21 protein-coding genes are annotated in these 22,986 nt (G+C 58.3%); 18 read left to right on the top strand and 3 right to left on the bottom strand.

Annotated features, from left to right (window positions below):
• The first annotated feature begins 226 nt into the window (after positions 1-226).
• Genes RBQ93_RS06685 through RBQ93_RS06645 form a run of 9 tightly spaced genes read left to right on the top strand, consistent with a single transcriptional unit; the run spans position 227 to position 8,093 of the window.
• Positions 227-967: a 3-oxoacyl-ACP reductase family protein gene (locus tag RBQ93_RS06685; RefSeq protein WP_320371319.1), complete on the top strand. Its 741-nt coding sequence runs from the start codon at positions 227-229 to the stop codon at positions 965-967.
• Positions 964-2,193 carry a beta-ketoacyl-[acyl-carrier-protein] synthase family protein gene (locus tag RBQ93_RS06680; protein WP_320371318.1) on the top strand — a complete coding sequence of 410 codons (1,230 nt, stop codon included), beginning with the start codon at positions 964-966 and terminating at the stop codon, positions 2,191-2,193. Before RBQ93_RS06685 ends, RBQ93_RS06680 begins: the two co-directional genes overlap by 4 nt.
• Positions 2,193-3,239: a beta-ketoacyl synthase N-terminal-like domain-containing protein gene (locus RBQ93_RS06675; RefSeq protein ID WP_320371317.1), complete on the top strand. Its 1,047-nt coding sequence runs from the start codon at positions 2,193-2,195 to the stop codon at positions 3,237-3,239. The genes RBQ93_RS06680 and RBQ93_RS06675 overlap by 1 nt, the downstream gene beginning before the upstream one ends.
• Positions 3,223-3,618, top strand: a complete 396-nt coding sequence (locus tag RBQ93_RS06670) for a 3-hydroxyacyl-ACP dehydratase FabZ family protein (RefSeq protein WP_320371316.1) — start codon at positions 3,223-3,225, stop codon at positions 3,616-3,618. Before RBQ93_RS06675 ends, RBQ93_RS06670 begins: the two co-directional genes overlap by 17 nt.
• Positions 3,615-4,226: an outer membrane lipoprotein carrier protein LolA gene (locus tag RBQ93_RS06665; RefSeq protein ID WP_320371314.1), complete on the top strand. Its 612-nt coding sequence runs from the start codon at positions 3,615-3,617 to the stop codon at positions 4,224-4,226. Before RBQ93_RS06670 ends, RBQ93_RS06665 begins: the two co-directional genes overlap by 4 nt.
• Before the next feature lie 2 nt (positions 4,227-4,228).
• On the top strand, positions 4,229-4,921 hold the full coding sequence (locus RBQ93_RS06660; RefSeq protein ID WP_320371312.1) for a lipoprotein insertase outer membrane protein LolB: 693 nt from the start codon (positions 4,229-4,231) through the stop codon (positions 4,919-4,921).
• 26 nt (positions 4,922-4,947) lie between these two features.
• Positions 4,948-7,452 carry an MMPL family transporter gene (locus tag RBQ93_RS06655; protein WP_320371311.1) on the top strand — a complete coding sequence of 835 codons (2,505 nt, stop codon included), beginning with the start codon at positions 4,948-4,950 and terminating at the stop codon, positions 7,450-7,452.
• A 3-nt stretch (positions 7,453-7,455) separates the two neighbouring features.
• Positions 7,456-7,821: a hypothetical protein gene (locus tag RBQ93_RS06650; protein WP_320371309.1), complete on the top strand. Its 366-nt coding sequence runs from the start codon at positions 7,456-7,458 to the stop codon at positions 7,819-7,821.
• A gap of 20 nt (positions 7,822-7,841) precedes the next feature.
• Positions 7,842-8,093: a hypothetical protein gene (locus RBQ93_RS06645; RefSeq protein WP_320371308.1), complete on the top strand. Its 252-nt coding sequence runs from the start codon at positions 7,842-7,844 to the stop codon at positions 8,091-8,093.
• 60 nt (positions 8,094-8,153) lie between these two features.
• Here the strand turns inward: RBQ93_RS06645 and RBQ93_RS06640 are convergent, their stop codons facing one another.
• Both RBQ93_RS06640 and RBQ93_RS06635 read right to left on the bottom strand, forming a co-directional pair.
• Positions 8,154-9,575 carry a B12-binding domain-containing radical SAM protein gene (locus RBQ93_RS06640; protein WP_320371307.1) on the bottom strand — a complete coding sequence of 474 codons (1,422 nt, stop codon included), beginning with the start codon at positions 9,573-9,575 and terminating at the stop codon, positions 8,154-8,156.
• Positions 9,572-10,702, bottom strand: coding sequence for a hypothetical protein (locus RBQ93_RS06635; RefSeq protein WP_320371305.1), 1,131 nt, complete (start codon positions 10,700-10,702; stop codon positions 9,572-9,574). The genes RBQ93_RS06640 and RBQ93_RS06635 overlap by 4 nt, the downstream gene beginning before the upstream one ends.
• Positions 10,703-10,882: 180 nt before the next feature.
• Here RBQ93_RS06635 and RBQ93_RS06630 point away from each other — a divergent pair, with 180 nt between their 5' ends.
• The 5 genes from RBQ93_RS06630 to RBQ93_RS06610 all read left to right on the top strand — a co-directional run bounded on the left by RBQ93_RS06630 (position 10,883) and on the right by RBQ93_RS06610 (position 15,457).
• Positions 10,883-12,166 carry a hypothetical protein gene (locus tag RBQ93_RS06630; protein WP_320371304.1) on the top strand — a complete coding sequence of 428 codons (1,284 nt, stop codon included), beginning with the start codon at positions 10,883-10,885 and terminating at the stop codon, positions 12,164-12,166.
• A gap of 197 nt (positions 12,167-12,363) precedes the next feature.
• The gene (locus RBQ93_RS06625) at positions 12,364-13,122 is read left to right on the top strand and encodes a nucleoside phosphorylase (RefSeq protein ID WP_320371303.1); all 759 of its coding nucleotides are present in this window, start codon (positions 12,364-12,366) and stop codon (positions 13,120-13,122) included.
• Positions 13,123-13,160: 38 nt separating this feature from the next.
• Positions 13,161-13,973, top strand: a complete 813-nt coding sequence (locus RBQ93_RS06620; RefSeq protein ID WP_320371301.1) for a nucleotidyltransferase domain-containing protein — start codon at positions 13,161-13,163, stop codon at positions 13,971-13,973.
• 85 nt (positions 13,974-14,058) lie between these two features.
• The gene (locus tag RBQ93_RS06615) at positions 14,059-14,520 is read left to right on the top strand and encodes a pyridoxamine 5'-phosphate oxidase family protein (RefSeq protein WP_320371300.1); all 462 of its coding nucleotides are present in this window, start codon (positions 14,059-14,061) and stop codon (positions 14,518-14,520) included.
• 184 nt (positions 14,521-14,704) lie between these two features.
• Positions 14,705-15,457 carry a class I SAM-dependent methyltransferase gene (locus RBQ93_RS06610; RefSeq protein WP_320371299.1) on the top strand — a complete coding sequence of 251 codons (753 nt, stop codon included), beginning with the start codon at positions 14,705-14,707 and terminating at the stop codon, positions 15,455-15,457.
• Between the two features lie 117 nt (positions 15,458-15,574).
• On the opposite strand, the gene htpG is transcribed toward RBQ93_RS06610, so the two are convergent.
• A complete protein-coding gene (gene htpG / locus RBQ93_RS06605; protein ID WP_320371298.1) occupies positions 15,575-17,509 on the bottom strand; it encodes a molecular chaperone HtpG in 1,935 nt (644 codons plus the stop codon).
• Between the two features lie 165 nt (positions 17,510-17,674).
• Between htpG and miaB the strand changes: the two genes are divergently transcribed.
• The 4 genes from miaB (at position 17,675) to RBQ93_RS06585 (ending at position 22,860) form a co-directional block, all read left to right on the top strand.
• Positions 17,675-18,991 carry a tRNA (N6-isopentenyl adenosine(37)-C2)-methylthiotransferase MiaB gene (gene miaB, locus RBQ93_RS06600; protein WP_320371297.1) on the top strand — a complete coding sequence of 439 codons (1,317 nt, stop codon included), beginning with the start codon at positions 17,675-17,677 and terminating at the stop codon, positions 18,989-18,991.
• Between the two features lie 24 nt (positions 18,992-19,015).
• A complete protein-coding gene (locus RBQ93_RS06595; protein ID WP_320371296.1) occupies positions 19,016-20,695 on the top strand; it encodes a glutamine--tRNA ligase/YqeY domain fusion protein in 1,680 nt (559 codons plus the stop codon).
• A gap of 2 nt (positions 20,696-20,697) precedes the next feature.
• Positions 20,698-21,588, top strand: a complete 891-nt coding sequence (gene era, locus RBQ93_RS06590) for a GTPase Era (protein ID WP_320371295.1) — start codon at positions 20,698-20,700, stop codon at positions 21,586-21,588.
• 210 nt (positions 21,589-21,798) lie between these two features.
• Positions 21,799-22,860 (top strand): hypothetical protein, encoded by a 1,062-nt coding sequence (locus tag RBQ93_RS06585; protein ID WP_320371321.1) that lies wholly within the window; start codon positions 21,799-21,801, stop codon positions 22,858-22,860.
• Positions 22,861-22,986: the final 126 nt, after the last annotated feature.

Here is a 22,986-nt window from a genome sequence, read left to right as displayed (position 1 = left end):
TACTTCCCAGGGAGAGACGATGCCAAGGGCCATACCAAAGAGCTGTTCGGGTTGCATGTGACGGGCACCTCCAAAATGAGATGACCGACTATACCACGGCTACCCACTCATTTCGACGAAGAGCCTTTGTCAATCTCGCTGAGCATCGGGGCACCCCGTTTCTGGACAAGTAGCCCGCACATCGGGTATAGTTACGCCTTATGTATATACCCCAGCAGGAGTAGCTATGGATTTCAAGGATGCCGTGGTGGCCGTGACCGGTGGCACACGGGGAATCGGCCGGGCCATATCACTGCGGTTTGCCGCAGCCGGTGCCCAGGTCTACGCCGCCTATCTCGAAAATGAAGCCGCTGCAGTCGCCTTGCAACAGGAGGCCGAAGGGCTGGCCGGCTGTGTCAGGGTGGTCAGGGCTGATGTCAGCACGTCGGCCGGCGCTGTCGCTCTGATTGATACCGCAAGTGAGGAACGTGGTCATCTGGATGTGCTGGTTAACAATGCCGGTATCATCCGTGATGGCTATCTGGCTATGATGTCCGACAACGACTGGGATAGCGTGATCCGTACCAATCTGTATCCCCTGTTTCATTGCTGTAAGTGGGGGGTGCGCAAGATGCTGGCCCGCCGTAGCGGCGCTATTGTGAACATCTCGTCCATCTCCGGTCTGTCCGGCGCTGGCGGCCAGACCAACTACGCCGCCTCCAAGGGGGCTGCCATCAGCTTCACCAAATCCCTGGCCCGTGAACTGGGACCGATGGGAATCCGGGTCAATGCCGTGGCGGCCGGCCTGATCGCCACCGACATGACCGCCGACCTGAAGCAGGATCGCGTTGACCAGATTATCGGTTCAGCCGCCCTGGGCCGCATCGGCCAGCCTGACGAAGTAGCAGCCGCCGTGGCCTTTCTGGCCTCTCCCCAGGCATCATACATCACCGGTCAATGTCTGGTGGTGGACGGAGGGGTGCTGTGACCGCTACCCGCATCGTCATCACCGGCATGGGGGTCTTCTGTGGCGCCGCCCAATCGATACCTGACTTCCGTACTGCTGTCCTGCAGGGCAAGAGTGGCGTCGGCCCGGTGGATCTGTTCGACGTGGCCGACTTTCCGTCAAAGATTGCGGTTCAGGTTAAAGGCTATGACCCTGCGGCCCATTTCACGCGACGTCAGGTGACCCGTCTTTCCCGCACCGACCAGTTTGCCCTGCTGGCCGCCCAAGAAGCACTGACCATGAGCGGTCTGGCTGGCTGTTATGATCCTTACGACATCGGTGTCTGCGTGGGCGGCGGCGCTGCCGGCATGTTTCAGGCCGAGCAGTGGCTGGCTGCCGACCTGCGTGGTGAAAGGTCACGCCCCGCACAACTGCGGGGAGTGCTGCCGGACAAGACCTGCACCGAGCTGGCCCTGGCCTATCGTCTGGCAGGTTACCAGGGTAGCATCACCACCGCCTGTTCATCATCGGCCTCCGCCATCGGCTGGGGCGCCGATCTAATCCGCAGCGGCCGACAGAAGGCCATGCTGTGCGGCGGGGCCGACTCTCTGGCCTTGCTGACCTTTGCCGGTTTCAACTCCCTCAAGGTGATGGATCCTGAACCATGTGCGCCGTTCAGTTTGGGCCGCCAGGGTATCACGCTGGGGGAAGGGGCCGCCTTTGTGGTGCTAGAAGAGGAGCAGGCCGCCCGGGCCCGCGGGGCCGATATTATTGGCTATCTGCTGGGCTACGCCCTGGTGGGCGAGGCCCATCACATGACCGCGCCAGAACCCAGCGGCGAATCGGCCGCCAGGGTGATGACCGCAGCACTGGCTGCAGCCGGACTGGACACTGGGCGGGTAGGGTGGGTTAATGCCCACGGCACCGGCACGCCGGCCAACGACGTGGTCGAATCCAACGCCATGAAGCAGGTCTTTGGCGAGCGGGTCCAGCAGGTGCCGCTGGTCTCCACCAAGCCGATCACCGGCCATTGTCTGGGGGCGGCCGGATCCGTCGAAGCGGTGGCAACCCTGCTGGCGCTTAATGCCAAAACGATCCCCCGCACCCTGCATTTCAGAGGCCGGGACCCGGAGTGTGACCTGGACTACTGCCACGACGCCAGCAAGCCAAGCGATTGCAGCATCGCACTGTCCAACTCCTTCGCCTTTGGCGGCAACATCACCAGTCTGGCCCTTGCAGCGGCTGATCTGCAGCAGGGGGGTGCGTAATGGATACCTTCTCCTGTTCAATCGCCATTACCGGCGCCAGCGCCATTACAGTGGCCGGCACCGGGCTCGAGCCTCTCCTGGCGGCGCTCAAAGAAGGTCGCAGCTGTCTGCAACCGGTGCCTGAAGATATGCGTGCCGATGGGCAAGGGTTGCTGTGGGGCCGGGCCGAGCAGTTTAAGGCCGCAGATTTTATGCCGCCGCTCAAGGCGCGCAAACTGGACCGCTGCAGTCAGTTTGCAGTGGCCACAACCGGACAGGCCCTGCGTGAGGCCGGCATCGATAAGGGTGCTATCCCGGCAGAGCGGATCGGCATCGCCCTGGGGTGCGGTTTTGGCGGCATTGCCAATTCAGCCGAGTTTCTGACCGGCTATTTTAAGCAGGGGGTGGCGGGGCTATCGCCCGTGCTGTTTCCCAACACCGTGGCCAACGCCCCGGCCAGCAACGCCTCAATCGAATATGGCTTTAAAGGCCCCAATATTACCTTTGTGCAACGCTTCTGTTCGGCTGAATCGGCCATTCTGGCCGCCTGTCGATTTATTGAAGAGGGACGGGCCGACGTGATGCTGGCCGGTGGCGTCGATGAATTGACCTCATTGATGATGAAAGGCTTTGCGGCATTGGGACAGGTACACAGCTACGCCTCCGGTTTTGGTGAAGGCTGCGGCATACTGGTGCTGGAACGGGAAGAGCATGCCGTGGCACGCGGTGCTGCCATCAAGGCCCGCATCGGACGGATCGCCACCCTTGGCCTGCTGCTGCCCAACGCCGAACAGGCCGGCATCGACCGGCTGCTGCCGGCCCAACGCTCCTTTGACCAGGTCAGTTTTTCAGGCGCCGGTGCCGGCATCGATCTGCTGGCAGGAAAGATTGGAGCCCAAACCGTCCTCCGCACGGGTCAGGTTGTAGGTCAATCGCTGGCCATGGGCGGCGTTGCTCTGGGCGCATTGAGCCGGTTGCTGCGGCCCGGTCAGTCTGGCCTGCACCTGGCCGCCTCACCCGAGGGGCCCTACTTTTCCTTTAGTCTGCACGGTGACACACCTGCTTAATCCCGACCCTAGCGCATATCTACCGCACCGCTATCCCTTTCTGATGCTGGATCGGGTGCTGGAACAGCAGCCGGGCAGTTTTGCCCGCGCCCGCTACCGTACCAGCGCAGCGCTGCGCTCTATGCCGCAGGTGCTGCTGGTTGAGGCGGTGGCCCAACTGTCGGGGGTCGCGGCTGTGGAGCGGCAAGGTGATGGCGGTTTTCTGGCCACCATCGATCGGGCCAGTTTTGGCCGTCCGCCGCTGTTGGGCGAGACCCTGGAGGTTGAGGCCCGGGTGGTCAAGGCCTTTGGACGCCTCTGTCTGATGGAAGGTCGGGTGACGGTAGCCAATGAAGAACTGCTGAACGTCACCCTGACCCTTGGAATAGGACCATTATGAAACAGCGTCTGTCTGTCGTTGCAATCCTGCTGATAATGGCCGTCCCCTTTCCGGTACAGGCCCGCAGCCTGACGTCACTGGAAGGGCTTGAGGCGCTGCGGCGCTCCTTTGCCGGTCTGCAGGATTTTACCGCCGAGCTGACCCAGGAAAAGCAGCTCTCGATCATGAAGAAGAAGCTGGTCATGCAGGGGGTGATCCGCTTCAAGAAGCCGGACCGGTTCATGATGGTGCTTGATCCGCCCTACAGCGGCGTCATCGTACTCAAAGACACGGTGCTGGAACAGCGCCTGGGCACCAACGGCGAACGGCAGCGGATCGTGCTGCCGCCTGAACAGGGGCTTGGCCGTTGGATTGGAGCGGTGGCAAAGCCGGTCACCAGCGTACCGGAAGGGATGGAGGTGCGGGCCGAGCAGCTGGCCGGCCTGACCAACGTGGTGATCCGTCCGGCCCAGGGCGGCCAATTGAAAGAACTCACCATCGTACTGCAGCAGGATGGTACGGTGCGCAGGCTGGAGCTTGTGGAGCGCGCCGGTGACCGGACCGTGATGACCTTTCGCAAGACCCGCAAGAACGTCGGGCTGAGCGACGCCGATTTCCGGCTGGAGTAAGCATGTATCGTCTGCTGTTGATCATTATAGCCGCCCTGTTGGCCGCCTGTTCGACAACCACCCGCCAGCTGCCGGCCAGTGTTCCCGTGCAGCCCGGCGCCGTGGTGGAGACCTTGAGCTCCACGGTAACCGTTTCGTTGCGTACGGCCGATCGCAATCTGGCTGCCCGGGGCGTGATGCTCTATCGCCGCCCTGACCAGTTGCGCCTGATCCTCCTGTCTCCCTTTGGTACGACGGTGATGGAGGCCCAGCTGAATGGCGAACAGCTGACCCTGGCCTATCCGGCCAACGGCGTTGCCTACCGGGGACAGGTCAACGAGCTGCCGGCCGCCACCGGCCAGCGGGGCTTTGCCATGCTGCGCTGGGTGCTGGATACCGATCTGCCGACCGGATCGGTGACCACCGGTTCCATCAGTCGTCCAGCGATCAGGGGCGGTACTGAACAGATCACGTTACAGGACGGACTGGTGGTGGAAAAAAACCTCGCCAGCGGCGAGCGGGTGCGCTACCGCAATTACCGCAGCCATGACGGTGTGCCGCTGGCGCAGGAACTGCAAATGGAAAGCGCTGAAGGCGACCGGATTCGTCTGACCCTGGAGGAGCCGGAGGTAAACACGGTGCTTGATGACCAGCTGTTCCAGGTGCCCCTGTCAGGGCTGCAGCTGCTCCCTCTCTCGCAGCTTAAGACCCCCTGACCCTCACCACCATGACTCGCAACGTAATGAAAACCATGCTCGGACAGGCAGCTACGCTGGTTCAGTCCCACCTGAACTGGCTCGATCGCATGACCCGCTGTTTCCCCCGCCGGGTAGTGGCGGTGCTGACCATCCTGTTGACCCTGTCCCTTGCCTCCCTGGCAACCTTGCGCTTTGAGACCGATATCTTCCAACTGTTTCCTGCTGACCGGCCGGCGTTGCGTCTGCTGCTGGATTCGCTGGAGTGGTCCGGCGGCGCACGTGAGGCCTACTTTCTCCTGGAGGGGGAGCCACAACAGCTTTCCGGCGAGGCCGAGCGGCTGGCCGAGCGGCTGCGTACCCTGCAGGTTGATGGGGCGCCGGCCTTCAAGCGGGTCGTCTATCGGATCTACGAGGAGTCAGAGGCCCAGCGTTTCGCCGATCTGGTGGCCTTTGCCGCTGCCCATCCGGCTGCCTTTGTACCGCCTGATCAGCTTGACGCGCTGGTGGCCCGTTTCAGCAACACCGGCATCGAACAGGCGCTCAATCAACTCACCAGCCAGCTGGCCACCTCGTTAGGGGCCAGCACGGTCGGCATAGCCATCGCCGACCCGCTGGGGCTGCGCGATCTGTTCCTGCCGCGCCTCAAGGCCGGCAGTCAAGCCCTGGACATGGACCCGGCCTCACCCTATTTCATGTCACGGGATGGCCGGGTGCTGATCATGATCGCCGAGCCGGCTAAAGCAGTGCAGGATATGGCCTTTGCCCGCAAGCTGGTGGCCGGCATCAATCAGGCCCGCGCCGGGAGTCAGGTGGCGGTTTCCTGCGCCGGGGCCCACATCAGCGCCGTGATCGACGAGGCAGCCATGAAGTTCAACATTCTGGCCTGTATCGTCTCATCACTGCTGGTGGTGCTGGGTATCTTCTATGCCGTGTATCGCCACCTCTGGCCCACCCTGATGATCCCGCTATTTGTCGCCAGCGGTGTACTGGCCTCACTGGGGTTGGCCGGGCTGTTTCTCGACAGCGTACATATCATCTCCTTTGCCTTTACCGCCCTGATCATCGGCCTGGGGGCCGATTACTCGATCCACCTCTATGACCGCTTCCATAGCGAGCGGAGCTGTGGCGTCAGCACCGACCAGGCCATCACGCGAGCCATCACCGATACCGGTCAGGGCCTGTTTGTGGCTGCTGCCAGCACCTGTCTGCCGTTTCTGGCCCTGGCCTGGGCCGAGGTGCGGGCCCTGTCCGAACTGGGACTGCTGGTGGGGCTGGGGGTGCTGTTCACCCTGTATGCCAACCTGGTTCTGATGCCGCTGGTGCTGCGGCTGTTGGATCGCTCTGACCGCAGTTATCGCCCGTTGCCGACGGTGGGTATGGACCGCCTGTGGCGCTTTGCCGGGCGCTGGCCGCGCACGATCCTGACCATCACCGTTGTCTCCTGGTTGCTGTTGGCCCTGTTTGCCCAGCGCACCGCCTTTGATGTGGAGCTAAAAAACCTGCAGCCGCAGCACTCCGAGGCATTTCGCGCCCAGCAGCTGGTGGAGCAGCACCTGAATCTGGCCCCTAAAAGCCTGCTGGTGGCGGTCGACGGTCCGACCCAGGCCGCAGTGCTGCAGGGTAATCTTCCGGTGGAGCAGCTGGCCGCCAAACTGGCAGCAGAGGGCAGGTTACAGGCCTGGTCGAGCCTGGGACAGACCATGAACCGTCAGGCCGATCAACGGCAGATCGTTGCCCACCTGTCAGGCCTTGCATCAGCTGCTGCAACACTTGAAAAACAGCTTGTTCGCCAGGGATTCGACCAGCAGGATTTTGCGGCATACCTGGCCTTGGTGCGTACGGGCAGCCTGACGGCAGTGGTGCCTGACGAGACGATCATCTCCCGCTTGGCCGTGTCGCCGCTGCGCAGCGTGGTGGAACGCCATCTGGTGCAGGATGTCACCGGCTGGCATGCCCTGACCTATCTCTACTTCCGTCCTGGCCAGTTGCATCCTGAACAGTTCGTCGATCAGCTGGCAAGTGTGGCGCCAGAGGCCCGGGTTACCGGCACCGATCTGGTCAGCAGTGAACTGCTGGCTGCGGTGCGCAGGAGCGCCGTGCAGGGAATCGGCCTGGGAACCGGCATGGTTCTGCTATTGCTGCTGCTGCATTTCAGAACCATGTCCGGCGTTGCCGCCTCACTCGGGCCGGTGCTGTACGGTGCAGTGGCCATGTTGGGCACCATGAGCCTGGTCGGCATGAAATTCAACTTCATGAACATCATGGTGGTGGTGACCATCGTCGGCATCGGTTGCGATTACGGCATGCATATCCTCCATCGTTGCGCTTCGCACGATCCAGCGCAGCAGAGCGCCGCCTTTGTCCAGGCCGGTCGCTCGATCCTGTTGTCGGCACTTACCACCATTGCCGGTTTTGGGTCGCTGGCCTTTACCGATTACGGCGCCATGGCCTCCATCGGTTGGGCCGCCAATTTTGGCATCTTCTTTACGGCACTGGCGGCCCTGCTGCCGATGCCGGCACTGATGCATCGTATCTCTGCCCGGAGGTAACCCATGCGCTTGATACCGATTGTCGCTAGTCTTGGCCTGTGCTGCTTGCTTGCTGTTGGGAGCGGTCATGCCAACCAGTTCAATGATGAGGTAAAACAGTCGTTCCGCGAGACGGGTCAGGCCTTTAAGGAGGCCGGTAAGACGCTGAAGGAAGATGCCAAACGCAGTGGTCAAGAGACCAAAGAGGCCTTCAAACAGAGCGGCCGCGAGCTTAAGGAAGGCAGCAAACAGGCTGGCCAGGAGATCAAGCAGGGTTTCAAGCAGCTGGGGCAGAGCATTAAAAAAGACGGCAAACAGGCCGGTATCGAGATGTGGGAAGGGTTTAAAAGGGCGGGGCGCGACATCCGCTCGATCTTTAAAGACAAGTGATTGGAAAGGGGTAGTACACGATGAAACAGATACTGCGTTATGGCTGCATCATGCTTGCCGTGACCGTCATGGCCTCGGTTGCCAGCGCCGGCTTGCCGTTGCCGCCGCCTCCACCGGGCCTGCCGTCACCAAAGAAGCTGCCGCTGTTGCCGCCGCCGCCCGGCGTGAAGCTTTCAGGCCAGCCGGTAAAGGTGAAAAACGGCAAGCAACACAAAAAGAAAAAACACCGCAATCCCGACCGTGGTGGGATTCAGATCAACATCGGCCGCTAACGGATGTTACGACTGACAGCGGCGGCATGCCAGTACCGCATGCCGCCGCTGTTGGCAGTATCACCATTTTTGCTGGCGTTCAAAACGGATGATGGCCGGCAGATTTTTCAGGAAGTCCAGCACGCTGTGGGGCGATTTCCAGAGCATCTGGGTGTAGCCCCAGTGGATGCGGGTGCGACGGTAGAAACGGCTGATAAATTCGTCGTACAGCCCTTCCAGTTGCTCCTTGTTCATGCCGGTGGGTATAAAGACAAAGTTCATGCAGTTCATCAGCTCCCAATCCTCGTTAAATTCGCCGAACTGTTGCAGGGTCCGATAAACCGGCGCGCCGGGGAAGGGGGTAAACTTGGTGACGTTGATCTCGTCCAGCGGTAGCGAAAGCGCATAGTCGATGGTGCGTCGGATGGCGGCCTCGTCCTCACCCGGCAGTCCCACCATGAACAGCCCCTTGACCCGCATGCCGGCGTCCTTCACCATCTGTAGCTTGCGGCCCACCTCGTCCAGCCCGTAAAACTTGCGATGTTTCTTCAGAATCTCCGGGTCGCCCGATTCAATGCCGAAGTTGACCTGCCAGCAGCCTGAATCCTTCAGCAGTTTCAGCAGTTCCGCATCGACATGCTCCAGCCGGGCGATGCAGTTGTAGCCGACATCAATCCCCTTTTTTCGCTTCAATTCACAGAACTCAGCCACCCGTTTGCGGTCAAAGGTGAACAGGTCGTCATAGAAAAAGACGTGGCGGATGCCGTAGTCCCGTTTGAGCATGGCCACATGTTCCAGGATGTAATCCGGCGAATTGAAGCGGAAGCCCTTGCTAAAGACCGAGCGGTCACAGTAGGAGCACTGGTAGGGGCAGCCCCGGCTGGAGATGATGCTGGTGTTGGGAAACTTGGGTGAGCTGAACAGCGGCAGTTTGTACTTTTCGGGAAAGCCGGGCAGCAGGTGGTAGGCCGGGAAGGGCAGTTGGTCCAGATCAGGGATCAGATCACGGGGGGGCGATGCCACGCCGTTGCCCTGGCTGTCACGATAGGCCAGGCCGGGAATCATGGAGGGGTTGTTGCAGCCGGCCTGCACCAGCTCCAGCATGGTCTGCTCCCCTTCGCCCAGCACCAGGTAGTCGATGGCCGCAAAGCGGTCCAGCAGTGGCGGGCCCATGGTGCAGGCGTGGGCGCCGCCGAACACGGTAACCATCCGGTCGTTGCGCGCCTTGAGCGCCTCGGCGATCCGGTTGCCCTCTAGAAACGATGAGGTGGTGCAGGAAAAGGCCACGACATCGGGGGCGCGATGGAGTATCTCTTCCACCAGCGCATCCTGGGGCAGTGGGGTGGCATAGCAGTCGATGATCTCGGACGCCACGCCATGGCGCTCCAGCCAGGCCATGATCGAGAGCAGCCCCAGGGGGGGCATCACGTTGAAGATGGTGGTGATGTCCGGCTTGCCTGCCAGAAAGTTGCTGCCGTAGGGGTGGACGAACAGAACCTTCATTGGCGGCGCACCCGGATGGCATCCTTGCTGTAGCTGACGATCCTGAAGCCGCGTTGGGTCAAACTGTTAGCCAGATAGAGCGGGTTTTCCGGGTAGCTGACCCGGAACTGGCCCAGGCCCAGATCCTCCACACCGGCCACCCAGGTGATCCGTTGCAGGGTGTCGCGGATGGCAAAGGTCTCGTCCGGGCTGTTGACCCCTTCGACCGTCACCGCCACCTTGGCAGCCAGCTCCCTGGTCCGCTGGTCGACCTTGGTCATAATGATTGGAACGGCGCGGTCGGCCAGGTTTCTGAGGGCAGCCGCCTGGGCATCGGCCGGTGTCGGAGCCAGGCCGACCGCCTCTTCGCTGCCGGCCGCCAGGATAGTCAACTGGTCACGTCCGTCACGGGTCAGCAGGCGATAGTTCAGCCGTACCGTCACCGTGGTGAACGGCATGCTGATGCCGTAGCCCACATCCTCGCCACGGCTGGTGGATATTGTCGGCTCGATGCGGCCGATCAGGATGGTGTTGGTGCGGTAGCGGTAGGCCAGGGAGCGCAGGGCGAGGAAGTTGCCATCCTTGAGTGCCCGGTCCATGTCGGCCGCCTTGATGCCGGGGCCGGCGGCCAGATCGCGCACCGTAAACCCCTTCTGAATCAGGGCGTTGTTCAGCGCCTCGCTGAAGCTGGTGCTGTCGTCGTACTGCGTCTGTTTGCCGCCAGACAGCTGTCGGGCCGGCACAAACACCGCCACGGCGCTGTTCAGTGCCAGCGGAGCAATTGCATCCCGCGCCTGTGCCGGTTCAACGCAGGCCGCAACCCGCACGGTGATACTGTCACCATTGTTCTGCTCCTTGATCAGGCGATGGCTGGTCACCACACCCTGGGTGCGGGTGGTGATGATATCATCCAGCAGGGCCGAATCCTCAATAATGGTGCGGCTGTTGACCTCCACACCCGCCACCTGCTCCACAGCGGCCCATTTGGCGCGATTCATGGCTTCGATCCTGGCCGAAGGCAGATCGCCCCGCACAATCACCGCCTCTCCCTCGTTCTCCACACAGAGCGGCTTGGCAGAAACAGGGCAGGGCAGGGTGGTCAGCGCCAGAGCAAGACAAAGCGCTGCAGGTATGATCGAACGTACCATAGTGGCCTCCAGCAGACAGTATGGCTTATCTATACTGTAAAAACCGTATCCGTGCAAAGTCGAAAACCTGTAGCAACACCACTGGACAGACCATTCTCGGCTGGTATACTCTTTGACTACGCCGTTGAAAACGCTGTACCCGTTTGCCCCATCTTGCCACACAGTCAGGAACCCTACACCATGCCGATCAGCGTCTTTGATGCCATCAAACCGGCTATCAGCAGCCTGCTGGGAGATGCCGCCATAGCCTTTGTACCAGTTGACGAGTCGGAGACTACGCCCCACGGTGTCGAAGGTGGTCTGACGCAGACCATCGACATCGAGGGACGCAGCTATGCCTTCTCTGCTGTCAGGCCCGGTCTCCCCTTTACCAAAACCGAAACGCGCTTCTGTCATGAGCTGCTGGCGGCCTTCTCGGGCCTTTACAGCGGTTTCAAGCTTGAAGGGTTTGTCGCCCACTTTCGTACCGCCCTGTTGGCCTCCATCATGGATATCACTGTGGCCCGCTTTCTGCGGGGCGACAGCAGCAAAGGCTTTTGGCCGATCCAGCAGCTGATCCAGCTGCTCAAAAATCTCTCCTATCAGCGCTACGAAGGCAAACCGGCCACCACCGGCTTTCTGGTACACCGCACCACTGAACCGGCCCTGCGCAAGACCTTCCGGGCCCGTGGCCACAACTTGATTCCGTTGCAGCCACATCAGGGCATCTCACCCAATTTTCTGGAGAACCCGCTCACCTATCGCTTCATTGACGGCAACAACCTGTTCTTTGTGGCCGGCATCCAGATGCAGGTGATCGGTGTCCTGCGGACATCACCCACTATCGTTCAGGCCGATATCGAACGGCTGACCCAGCGTGAGATGTTTTCGATGGTCAGGCGGGCCGGCAGCGGTGCCTTTGCCATCACCGTCAATGAGGTCTCCGAGATCGAGGTGCTGATCAGCCCGGGCAAGCTGCTGATCCGCCGCAAGGGGATGTGGGCGATCTTTGATCCGGATATCTTCCGTTCCTTCCTGGGGGATGAGATGGACCAGGAAACCGTGGATGACCTGCTCTGGACGGTCTATGCCGTCTCCAAGCTGCGTCACGGCACCGTCATCCTGATCCATGCCGGCACGGCCCGTCAGCTGGCGCCGCTCAAGAAAGGTTCGGTGGGGGGCGATGACCCGATTGTGCGCCTATTGATCAGCCGGGTCAAAGGGCAGGGGATTGCCGCTTTGAAACAATCCGGCACCCTGCTGCGGATACTCTCCTCCGACGGTATGACGGTGCTGGACCCCCATGGCAAACTGCTGGAGACCGGCTTCATCATCGACACCTCCCATGCCCGCGAGATGGTGATCGGTGGCGGCCGTACCACCGCCGCCATTGCCGCCTCCTTCTTCGGCAAGGTGATCAAGGTGTCGCAGGATGGCCCGATCGAGCTGTATCAGGATGGCAGGCTGGTCTATCGGTTTGGCTAATACCGGCTAATACACCTGCAGAACGGTTGGGCTTGCTTGTCGTTTTTGCCGTATTTTTTAGGACGTTTTTGCTTTTTGTTAAATTTATAATATTAGATTGTTAGCTGTGCGAGTGACGGAAAAAACGACAAAATGTCGTTTTTGACAGAAATTTAGGGTGTCTAATAAACGTTGGGCTATACCAAGGATTTATAAATATGACATTTCCTATTCTTGAATACGACTCAACTCGTATAGCTTTTATTGAACCTTCAAAGGTCATCAAACCTCTGGACATGCCTGAGCTTTGTGTAATCTGCTTTTTCAGAGAAGTGATCGATAAAGTGGTAATCGAGCACAATGCAAAGGTATTGGTAACAGACTATTGGGAGGATGGACCTCATCCCATTTATGAAATTGAATACTGTGACCAGCGATTGGCATTCTTCCATCCAGGTGTCGGCGCTCCACTGGCTGCAGGCCTGCTCGAAAAGGTCATCGCTTATGGTTGTCGTAAATTCATGGTTTGTGGAGGTTGTGGAGTTCTTGACAAGCCTATAACGGTTGGTACCTTGGTTGTTGTATCCAGCGCAATTCGCGACGAAGGCGTTTCGTATCATTACCTGCAGCCAAGTCGAGAAGTGTTTGCGCACGAAGCGGGGGTGAAGGCCCTTGTAAACACCCTGAGCAATACGAACGTTCCGTATCATATCGGTAAAACTTGGACGACCGATGCGCCTTTCAGGGAGACACCGGATAGAATTGCCATGAGAAAAGAAGAAGGCTGTCTTACAGTAGAAATGGAAAGCGCTGGGATGATGGCAGTTGCTCAATTTCGTGGTGTAGTCCTAGGGCAGGTATTATATGGCGGTGACGATTTGAGCTGTTTAGAATGGGATGAACGTTCATGGCAATCAAGAGCCGCCATACGCGAGAAGCTTTTCTGGCTGTGTGCAGATGCCGTTTTACGTACCTGAGCAATGCGAACGAGAACAGCTTTTCCCCGGAGGTTTTTATGTTGCAGGAGAAAATGATAGAGCGCGTCCGCGAGCTTTGTGTGCAAGATGCCCGTATTGAGGGCGCGTTTATGTTCGGTTCATTTGCAACTGGAGAGGGCGACCGATTCTCCGATATTGAATTTATATTATTCTTTAAAGATGAGAGTTTCCCCAATATCGATCAGGAACACTGGGTTGCACAGATTGAAACGCTTGAGCTTTATTTTGCCGATGACTATGGACATCATACTGCGATTTTTACAAACCTGGTCCGGGGTGAGTTTCATTTCGAACCGGCATCAAGAATTCCGATTATCGAAACATGGCAAGGATATGCCTGGTTCCCTTCTCTAGAGTCAACGATCATTGTCGATCGAACAGGCGCAATCGAAAGATATCTGCGCCCCTTTGTCGGGAATCCTCCCGATCGCAATACGACCACCGAGGTAATGTCGGTTGCGGCTAACTTCATAAACCTGGTGCTGTTTGGAATAAACGTGCTGGCAAGAGGAGAATTTGCAAGAGCCTGGGCCTTATTGAGCGACAGTCACAGTAATCTACTCAAATTGGTCCGTCTGGCAGAAGGAACAACAGAGCATTGGCCAACCCCATCAAAGGGGCTGGAAAAAGATATCTCCGTGGAAGCATATGGGCGCTACCGTTCCTGTACAGCCGACCTCGATCAAGCAAGACTTTGGCATGCTTACCGTGAGACGTGGAAGTGGGGTTGCGAGTTGATGAAAAGAGCAGCACGAAACGATAACATCAGCTTACCTACAACAATTATCGAAGAACTCACCAAGCGCATCGAAACTGGGATAGATGCATGAGTATTGAACCAACCAGCCCAACAAAATAATCCACCGGACGGCTTTCAGCCGCCGGTGATCCTTACGTTAGGCATTGGTGACTCAGATGCAATCCATCCGCAGAAAAGACCGCAAAATTAGCTCCCAGGAAACCGCTGAATTACTCGCTTCTGCCGAATACGGCACCTTGTCGACGGTCGGCAAGGACGGGCAGCCTTACGGCGTGCCACTGAGCTACGCATACAATAATGGATGCATCTATTTTCACTGTGCACTGAGCGGACAGAAGCTAGACAACATCGTAGACAACCCAAGAGTTTCTTTTTGCGTGGTTGGTACGACCAAAATCCTGCCAGATAAATTTGGAACCGAGTATGAAAGTGCTGTGGCTTTCGGCATTACCTCGGAGATATTCGGGCAAGAACGCTACAATGCGCTTATTCTCTTGCTGGAAAAATATTGCCGGGACTTCATCGAAGAGGGAAAACAGTACATCGAGGCCAAGGACAAAGTTACAAGAGTTTTCAAAATTGAAGTCAGCCATATCAGCGGCAAAGCCAGAAGGTAACTTTGTCAAACAGGCCTAACGGCTCAATCAACTCGGACTGGCTTACTCTGCGCTGAATTTCACCAGTTCCTCAGTCGTCAGTTGGTCGGCAGTTCAGGCAGCATCGCTTCGGCATCGCCAGCCGGTTATCTCGTGAACGTTAGACCATAGCCGAACCTAGTTACCCCCAAAGGATATTTTCATCATGGTAGACATCCCACGGATATTCAATATCACCGAAAGCGCTCACCGTATCCACAACCCGATCACACCAGATAAACTCGCCACGCTTGGCGCAGCACTGCGTCTAGCACCAGGAACGAGGGTTCTCGACCTTGGTAGCGGTTCGGGGGAGATGCTGTGTGCCTGGGCACGTGATTACGGAATTATCGGCACCGGCATTGATATGAGCCAGTTGTTTACCGAGCAGGCACGACTCCGTGCTGTAGAGCTTGGTGTCACCGATCAGGTAACGTTTATTCATGGCGATGCTACGGGCTATATTTCTGAAGAGAAGGTCGGTGTGGCAGCCTGTGTCGGCGCCACCTGGATTGGCGGTGGAGTCGCGGGTACTATCGAGCTGCTGGCGCGGAGCCTGCGCACCGGAGGGATCATCCTGATTGGTGAGCCCTACTGGCGGCAGTTGCCGCCGACAGAAGCTGTTGCCAAGGGGTGTCTCGCTAACGCGATCTCTGACTTTCAGATGCTTCCGGGACTTCTCGCGTCTTTTGGCCAGCTTGGCTACGATGTTGTTGAGATGGTTCTGGCCGATCAAGACGGTTGGGACAGATATGAAGCGGCAAAGTGGCTCACTATGCGCCGCTGGCTTGAAGCCAATCCCGACGATGAGTTGGCCAAAGAGGTTCGCGCTCAATTGACCTCGGAGCCTGTGCGTTACGCCACCTATACGCGTGAATACCTGGGATGGGGAGTGTTCGCCCTGATGGCACGGCACTAGGGGGCGCTGTCTGATGGATTAATCAACTCGGACTGGCTTATTTGTAGGATATACAAAAGGGCAGCACAGCTTGACGCTGTCTGCCCTTTTGTAATTAGTAGCTGCAGAAGCAGGAGCTTATTTGGCCGCCTTCACCATCAGCTCGCTGACCAGCTTGGTGAACTTGAGCGGATCTTTGATCGGCGTGCCTTCGGTCAGCAGGGCTTGATCGTAGAGCAGGTCGGCGTAGTCCAACAGCCGGGCGTCGTCGGCGCTCTGCTGGTACATGTCGCCCATGACCCGCACGATCTGGTGATCTGGGTTCAGCTCCAGCACCCGCTTGGATTCAGGCACGGCCTGATTCATGGCCCGCATGATCCGCTCCATGTTGGCGTTCATGCCGTAGTCGTCAGCCACCAGGCAGCAGGCGCTGTCGGTCAGGCGGTTCGAGAAACGCACCTCTTTTACCTTGCTCTCCAGGCGGTTCTTGATCAGCTCCAGCAGGCTGCCGAACTCCTTCTTGGCCTCCTCCTGTTTCTTTTCTTTCTCCTTCTTTTCCTCTTCGCTGTCCAGGTCCACATCGCCCCGGTCAACGGCCTTGAGTTGCTTTTCCTGATATTCGTGCAGCGACTGCACCACCCACTCGTCCACCGGGTCGGTCATGAACAACACCTCAAACCCTTTGGCGTTGAAGGCCTCCAAGAGCGGCGACTGCTCCAGGGCGGCCCGCTCCTCGCCGGTGATGTAGTAGATCTCTTTCTGGTTCTCCGGCATCCGCTCTACGTACTGCTTGAGCGAGACAAATGCGCCTGCCTCGGTGCTGCTGCTTTGGAACAGCAGCAGCTCCTGCAGCTTCTCCTTGTTGGCAAAGTCGAAGTGCAGACCTTCCTTCAGCACCGGGCCGAACTCCTTCCAGAAGGTCAGGTACTCGTCGTACTCTTTTTCCTTCAGATCAGTGAGGGTGGAGAGGACCTTGTTGACCAGGCTCTTCTGAATCCGCTTGATCTGCACATCTTCTTGCAGGATCTCGCGGGAGACGTTGAGCGGCAGGTCGGATGAATCCACCACGCCGCGTACGAAGCGCAGGTAGTCGGGCAGCAGGGCGTCGCACTTCTCGGTGATGAAGACCCGCTTCACATACAGCTGGATGCCGCGCTTGCGCTCTGCCATAAACAGGTCGAACGGCTTCTTGGCCGGCAGGTAGAGCAGGGCCTTGAACTCGCTGGTGCCCTCGGCGGCAAAGTGGATCGTCTTGAAGGGGTCCTCGAAGTCATGGGAGACATGCTTGTAGAATTCCTTGTATTCCTCTTCGCTCACCTCGCTCTTGGAGCGGGCCCAGATCGCCTTCATGGAGTTTAAGGTCTGCTCCTCGGTCTTCTCGATGGTGCCGGCCCCTTCGATCTCCTTGCCGTCCGGATCGCGGGGTACCTCGCTGCGGGTGATGTCCATGCAGACCGGATACTGGATGAAGTCGGAGTACTTCTTGACGATCGAGCGGATCTTCCACTCGTCCAGGTACTCCTTGAATTCGTCCTTCAGGTGCAGCACGATCTCGGTGCCGCGCTCGGCCTTGGTGCAGTCCTCGATGGTGTAGGAGCCGTCGCCCAGCGATTCCCAGCAGGTGCCATGGGCCGCATCACCGGCCCGGCGGGTGGTGAGGGTCACTTTATCCGCCACCATGAAGGAGGCGTAGAAGCCGACCCCGAACTGGCCGATCAGTTCCGGCTGCTCAGCGGTAGCGGCGTCCTTCATGGCCTGCATGAACGATTTGGTGCCAGACTTGGCGATGGTGCCGATGTTCTCCTCCACCTCGGCCATCGACATGCCGATACCGTTGTCGCGGATGGTCAGGGTGCCGTTGTCTTTGTTGGGGATCAGCTTGATCTTCCAGTCGCTGTTGCCCTCCAGGATCGCTTCGTTGGACTGGGCCTCGAAGCGGGCTTTGTCAATGGCGTCGGATCCGTTGGAGATCAGCTCCCGCAGAAAGATGTCGCGGTTGGAGTAGAGTGAGTGAATCACGAGATCCAGCAACTGCTTTACTTCGGTCTGGAACTGTTTGGTGGCCTTGGACATGGTACGAAGACTCCTCCTGAACAAGATATAATTTCAATTGATAAGCATCCCCAGCGCCAATTTCAAGGGGCGGGCAACTATAGGGTGGAATCGGTTGAAATGCAAGGCTTGTCGGGAGTTAGCAATTGACGAACCTGGCCAAAAGCAGGTATATAAGACGATTCAATGCTGACCAAAAAACTGTACATAGCCACCTTCGGCTGCCAGATGAATGTGAATGACTCTGAGCGGATCGTGACCATGCTGGCCGAGTTGGGGTATGCCCCCACCGAGCATCTGCGTGAGGGTGACCTGATCCTGTTCAATACCTGCACCGTGCGGGGCGGCGCCTCTGACAAGGTCCATCAGCACTTGGCCAACCTGCGCAACCTGAAGAAGAAACGGCCCGCTACCCTGATCGGCATCGCCGGCTGTGTGGCCCAGGAAGAGGGGGATCGGCTGCTTAACGACTATCCCTGGCTGGATATCGTGGTCGGCACCCATAATCTGCATCTGGTAAAGGATATGGTGCGGGATGCCGAGAAAGGCGCGCGGCGCAGCGAGACCGATTTCCTGGACAGCAGCCAGCGCCTGGACCTGTTCCCGCCCATCGCCGGTATCAACCGCTCTTCGGCCTTTGTAACGGTGATGCAGGGTTGCGACAACTTTTGTGCCTACTGTATCGTGCCCTATGTGCGTGGCCGCGAGATCAGCCGCCGCTTTGACGAGATCATGCTTGAGGTGCGCGAACTGGCCGACCAGAGGGTGCAGGAGATTGTCTTGTTGGGGCAGAATGTCAACTCCTACGGCCTGAAAGGGGAGGGTCAGCCGCCCTTTCACGAGCTGCTGCGGGCCGTGGCCGAGGTGGCGGGGGTCAGCCGCATCCGTTTCATGACCTCGCACCCCAAGGATATGTCTGACCAGTTGATCGCCTGTTACGCCGATCTGCCCACATTGTGCGGCGCCTTGCATCTGCCGGCCCAATCGGGCAACAACCGTATCCTGAACGCCATGAACCGGGGCTACAGCCGGGAACGCTATCTGGAAACGGTTTACAAACTTAAAAGTGCCCGGCCCGATGTCAAGCTGACCGGCGATATGATCGTCGGCTTTCCAGGCGAGACTGAGGCGGAATTCGAAGAGACCCTCTCCCTGATGGAGGCGGTCAACTATTTTGACCTGTTCTCGTTTGTGTATTCACCCCGTCCCGGCACCAGGGCGGCTGAGCTGGCCGATGACCTGCCCAAGCAGGTCAAGCTGGAGCGGCTCGATCGCCTGCAAAAGCTGCAGCTGCAGCACAGCCGGGCCCACAACGAGGCCTATGTCGGCACCATCCAGCAGGTGCTGGTGGATGGGCTGGCCAAGCGGGAAGGGCAGGTCACCGGCCGGGTAGAGTCAGGCCGGATCGTCAATCTAAGCGGCACCCCCGACTTGATCGGCACGCTGGCTGAGGTGAGGATTTTAGAAGGTTACGCCAACTCCCTATTGGGAGAGCTGCTGTAATCTGTTTACATCTGAGAGGCATTCATGAGTACGACTGAAGCACCAACCACTCCCACCAACTTTCTGCGTACGATTGTCAGCGATGATCTCGCCAGCGGTAAGCATCAGTCCGTGGTGACCCGTTTTCCGCCGGAGCCCAACGGCTATCTGCATATCGGCCACGCCAAGTCGATCTGCCTCAATTTCGGCCTGGCCCGCGATTTCGGCGGGGTCTGCCATCTGCGCTTTGACGACACCAATCCGGTCAAAGAAGATAGCGAGTACATTGCATCCATTAAAGAAAGTGTACGCTGGCTGGGGTTTGACTGGGGCGAGCATCTCTACCACGCCTCGGAGTACTTTGAGCAGCTCTATCAGTGGGCTGAATACCTGATTGAGCAGGGCAAGGCCTATGTGGATGACCTGCCCCCGGAGCAGATGAAGCAGTACCGCGGCACCTTGACCGAACCGGGCACCGAGTCCCCCTTTCGCAGCCGTTCGGTTGAGGAAAATATCGACCTGTTCCGCCGCATGCGGGCCGGTGAGTTCGCTGACGGCACCAAGGTGTTGCGGGCCAAGATCGACATGGCCTCGCCCAATATGAACCTGCGCGATCCGGTGCTGTACCGGATCCTGCACGCCAGCCACCCCCATGTGGGCAATGCCTGGTGCATCTACCCGATGTACGACTTCACCCATGGCCAGTCCGATGCGATTGAAGGGATAACCCACTCGATCTGCACCCTGGAGTTCGAGTCCCATCGACCGCTGTACGAGTGGTTTCTGGAGCAGCTGCCGGTACCCTCCAAGCCCCGTCAGTACGAGTTTGCCCGCCTGAACCTCTCCTACACCGTGATGAGCAAGCGCAAGCTGCAGGAACTGGTGCAGACCGGCCTGGTCAACGGCTGGGACGACCCGCGCATGCCGACCATCATGGGACTGAAGCGACGTGGTTATACCCCCGGTTCAATCCGCACCTTCTGTGATCGGATTGGGGTAGGGCGTAGTGATGCCTGGATTGGCTATGAAGTCTTGGAGGAGTGTGTCAGAAACGATCTGAACGAAACCGCTTTGCGTGCCATGGCTGTGCTGCACCCGATCAGGTTGATCATTGATAATTATCCCGAGGGGGGCAGCGAGGAGCTTGAGGTTGCAAACCACCCGGCGAAGCCGGAGCTGGGCAGTCGCAAAATCCCCTTTTCTCGTGAAATACTGATTGATGGCGACGATTTTATGGAAGATCCCCCTAAGGGATTCCATCGTCTGACAGTGGGGGGGGAAGTCAAGCTGAAGTACGCGTACGTAGTCAAGTGCACCGGCATGATTAAGGACGAACAGGGTCGGATCATCGAGTTGCATGGCGAGTATGACCCCGGCTCCACCAACGGTCCGGTTACCTCCGATGGTCGTAAGATCAAGGGGGTGATCCACTGGGTCTCAGCACCCCATGCCGGTCAGGTCGAGGTACGCTTGTTTGACCGATTGTTCAGTGATGCCAACCCGGACCGAAGCGGGGCAGACTACAAACAGTTCCTCAATCCCGAATCCCTTTCGATCCTGCCGCAATGCCGGGTTGAGCCGTCACTGCTGCAGGCCGCACCGGGCCAGAGTTTTCAGTTTGAGCGCTTGGGCTATTTTTGTGCCGATGAGAAGGATTCACAGCCCGGCCAGCCGGTATTCAATAGAGTGGTTACCCTGCGCGACACCTGGGGCGGAAAGAACTAATCATGAGCGATGTAGCATACAAATCTGGCTTCGTGTCGATCATCGGCCGTCCCAATGTGGGCAAGTCCACCCTGCTGAACCGTATCCTGGGAGAGAAGATCGTGGCGGTCTCGGACAAGCCCCAGACCACCCGCAACGTGATCCGCGGCATCCTGTCCGACGAGGGCAGCCAGATCGTATTTGTTGATACACCCGGCATCCACAGTGCCCGTAACCGGATCAACAAGGCCATGGTTGATGCTGCCATGACCGCCGTGACCGGCATCGATCTGTTGCTGCTGGTGGTGGATGCCACCCAAAGGATCGACGAGCCGTTTGTAAAGGATATCTGTACCAGAGCCGGGGCCCCGGTCTGGTTGGTGCTGAACAAGATAGACCAGGTGGAACCCAAGGAAAAGCTGTTCAGCCTGATAGAGGGCTACACCAGGCTGCATGCCTTCCCCGAGATCATCCCGATTTCGGCCCAGAGCGGCAGTAACGTGGAACGGCTGGTGGGGTTAGTGCGGGAGCGGCTGCCGGAAGGGGAGGCACTCTTTCCTGAGGATATCCTGACCGACCTGCCGGAGAAGTTCATCTGCGCCGAGCTAATCCGCGAGAAGGTCTTCCGCCTGACCACCAAAGAGATCCCCTACGGCACCGCCGTGGTGGTGGAGGCCTTCCAGGAACGGGAGAACGGCGTGGTGGCCATCACCGCCACCATCATGGTTGAGCGTGACACCCATAAAGGGATCATCATTGGCAAGCGGGGCAGCATGCTCAAGAAGATCGGGGAGCAGGCCCGCCGCGATATCGAGCGACTGTTGGGCACCCGGGTCTTTCTGGAGCTGTTTGTCCAGGTGCAGGAACGCTGGACCGAGCGCACCGCCATGCTGCGGGAGCTGGGGTACGAATAGGCCCTGGTTTCTTGCTTGGCAACGGTCTGATCACTATGCTATATAACCAGCGTCCGCAGGTCGGCCGCAGTGCTCTCCGCACTGTGGCTTTTCTTGTGCATATCTTAAAACAAAGTTGGGAGTTTTGCCGTGTCGCATCACCGCATCAAATGGTCGCATCTGTCGCTGAAGCAATGTGCCTTGCTACTGCTCGTTGTCGTGTTTCTCTCCATGTTGTTTGTCGCCGGCTGTCAGGACCGTAAGCCTCCATCGTTGCCATCGTCGAATGTGGCGCAGCAAGTTATGTCGTCAACCGGCTTCCCGTCGCCTTCATCGTCAAAAATAGCACCCTTTGAGCACCACAGTACGGTTTTGGGCACTGAATTGGCGCCACTTCAGATGTACAGCAGCGCCAAGGGCAGGGTGAAGATCAAGTATAATTCCGGTGAAGACCCGGAGTTTGCCGCCCGCAAAGGGTGGCCAAAAAAGCATCCCGCACCGTTGCCGGGGGCGATCCTGCCCCAGAAGCGGATTGTGGCCTACTATGGCAACCCGCTTTCAAAGCGGATGGGAGCACTGGGTGAGTTTCCCAAGGACGAGATGCTGCGGCGGCTGAAAGCTGAGGTTGCCAAGTGGGAAAAGGCTGACCCGGCAACTCCGGTGCAGCCGGCCTTGCACCTGATAGCGGTGGTGGCCCAGGGTGAACCGGGTAAATCAGGTAAATATCGGATGGTCATGCCGGATGAGATCGTTAATCAGGTCTATGGCTGGGCCAAGGAGATCGGGGCAATCCTGTTTATCGATATCCAGACCGGCCATGACGACATCAGGGCCGTACTGCCGCGTTTTGAACATATCCTCAAAAACCCGGATGTGCATCTCGGTATTGACCCTGAATTTAACCTGATCAGCAGCCTGGCCAAGCCAGGCAAAAAGATCGGCACCTATGACGCTGCTGATATCAATTATGCCAGCGGCTATCTGAAGGAGCTGGTGAATAAGTATCAACTGCCGCCCAAGGTGTTGGTGGTGCATCGTTTTACCCGTAATGGTGTGACCAACGCCGACAAGATTGTGTTGCGGCCCGAGGTGCAGGTGGTGATGCATATGGACGGTTGGGGGGCGCCGTGGCTGAAGCGTGATTCGTACAAGGATTACATTGTCGCCGAGCCGGTTCAGTTTACGGGCTTCAAGTTGTTCTATCACAACGACACCAAGAAGGGCGATCCGTTGATGCTGCCCCAGGATGTTCTCAAGCTTAATCCCAAGCCGCTCTATATCCAATATCAGTAGGGGTGTGCAGACAAACAATACCTTATTTAGAGATACATAGCGTACTTTACATAATATATCTTATGGGCGCTATAGGGGTGGTTATCGATAAAACTTGCAAAACATGCTGAATGTAGGTACTGTTGC

It is taken from the genome of Trichlorobacter sp. (assembly GCF_034008105.1).
Taxonomy (GTDB): Bacteria; Desulfobacterota; Desulfuromonadia; order Geobacterales; family Pseudopelobacteraceae; genus Trichlorobacter.
The sequence above is the reverse complement of the archived record's forward strand: the minus strand, read 5'-3'. Positions and strand labels throughout refer to the sequence as shown.

Excerpts from the sequence above, each read along its gene's own strand:
- RBQ93_RS06685 (WP_320371319.1), top strand. The coding sequence starts at position 227 with ATGGATTTCAAGGATGCCGTGGTGGCCGTGACCGGTGGCACACGGGGA.
- RBQ93_RS06675 (WP_320371317.1), top strand. The coding sequence starts at position 2,193 with ATGGATACCTTCTCCTGTTCAATCGCCATTACCGGCGCCAGCGCCATT.
- RBQ93_RS06665 (WP_320371314.1), top strand. The coding sequence starts at position 3,615 with ATGAAACAGCGTCTGTCTGTCGTTGCAATCCTGCTGATAATGGCCGTC.
- RBQ93_RS06660 (WP_320371312.1), top strand. The coding sequence starts at position 4,229 with ATGTATCGTCTGCTGTTGATCATTATAGCCGCCCTGTTGGCCGCCTGT.
- RBQ93_RS06655 (WP_320371311.1), top strand. The coding sequence starts at position 4,948 with ATGAAAACCATGCTCGGACAGGCAGCTACGCTGGTTCAGTCCCACCTG.
- RBQ93_RS06650 (WP_320371309.1), top strand. The coding sequence starts at position 7,456 with ATGCGCTTGATACCGATTGTCGCTAGTCTTGGCCTGTGCTGCTTGCTT.
- RBQ93_RS06645 (WP_320371308.1), top strand. The coding sequence starts at position 7,842 with ATGAAACAGATACTGCGTTATGGCTGCATCATGCTTGCCGTGACCGTC.
- RBQ93_RS06640 (WP_320371307.1), bottom strand. The coding sequence starts at position 9,575 with ATGAAGGTTCTGTTCGTCCACCCCTACGGCAGCAACTTTCTGGCAGGC.
- RBQ93_RS06635 (WP_320371305.1), bottom strand. The coding sequence starts at position 10,702 with ATGGTACGTTCGATCATACCTGCAGCGCTTTGTCTTGCTCTGGCGCTG.
- RBQ93_RS06630 (WP_320371304.1), top strand. The coding sequence starts at position 10,883 with ATGCCGATCAGCGTCTTTGATGCCATCAAACCGGCTATCAGCAGCCTG.
- RBQ93_RS06625 (WP_320371303.1), top strand. The coding sequence starts at position 12,364 with ATGACATTTCCTATTCTTGAATACGACTCAACTCGTATAGCTTTTATT.
- RBQ93_RS06620 (WP_320371301.1), top strand. The coding sequence starts at position 13,161 with ATGTTGCAGGAGAAAATGATAGAGCGCGTCCGCGAGCTTTGTGTGCAA.
- RBQ93_RS06615 (WP_320371300.1), top strand. The coding sequence starts at position 14,059 with ATGCAATCCATCCGCAGAAAAGACCGCAAAATTAGCTCCCAGGAAACC.
- RBQ93_RS06610 (WP_320371299.1), top strand. The coding sequence starts at position 14,705 with ATGGTAGACATCCCACGGATATTCAATATCACCGAAAGCGCTCACCGT.
- htpG (WP_320371298.1), bottom strand. The coding sequence starts at position 17,509 with ATGTCCAAGGCCACCAAACAGTTCCAGACCGAAGTAAAGCAGTTGCTG.
- miaB (WP_320371297.1), top strand. The coding sequence starts at position 17,675 with ATGCTGACCAAAAAACTGTACATAGCCACCTTCGGCTGCCAGATGAAT.
- RBQ93_RS06595 (WP_320371296.1), top strand. The coding sequence starts at position 19,016 with ATGAGTACGACTGAAGCACCAACCACTCCCACCAACTTTCTGCGTACG.
- era (WP_320371295.1), top strand. The coding sequence starts at position 20,698 with ATGAGCGATGTAGCATACAAATCTGGCTTCGTGTCGATCATCGGCCGT.
- RBQ93_RS06585 (WP_320371321.1), top strand. The coding sequence starts at position 21,799 with ATGTTGTTTGTCGCCGGCTGTCAGGACCGTAAGCCTCCATCGTTGCCA.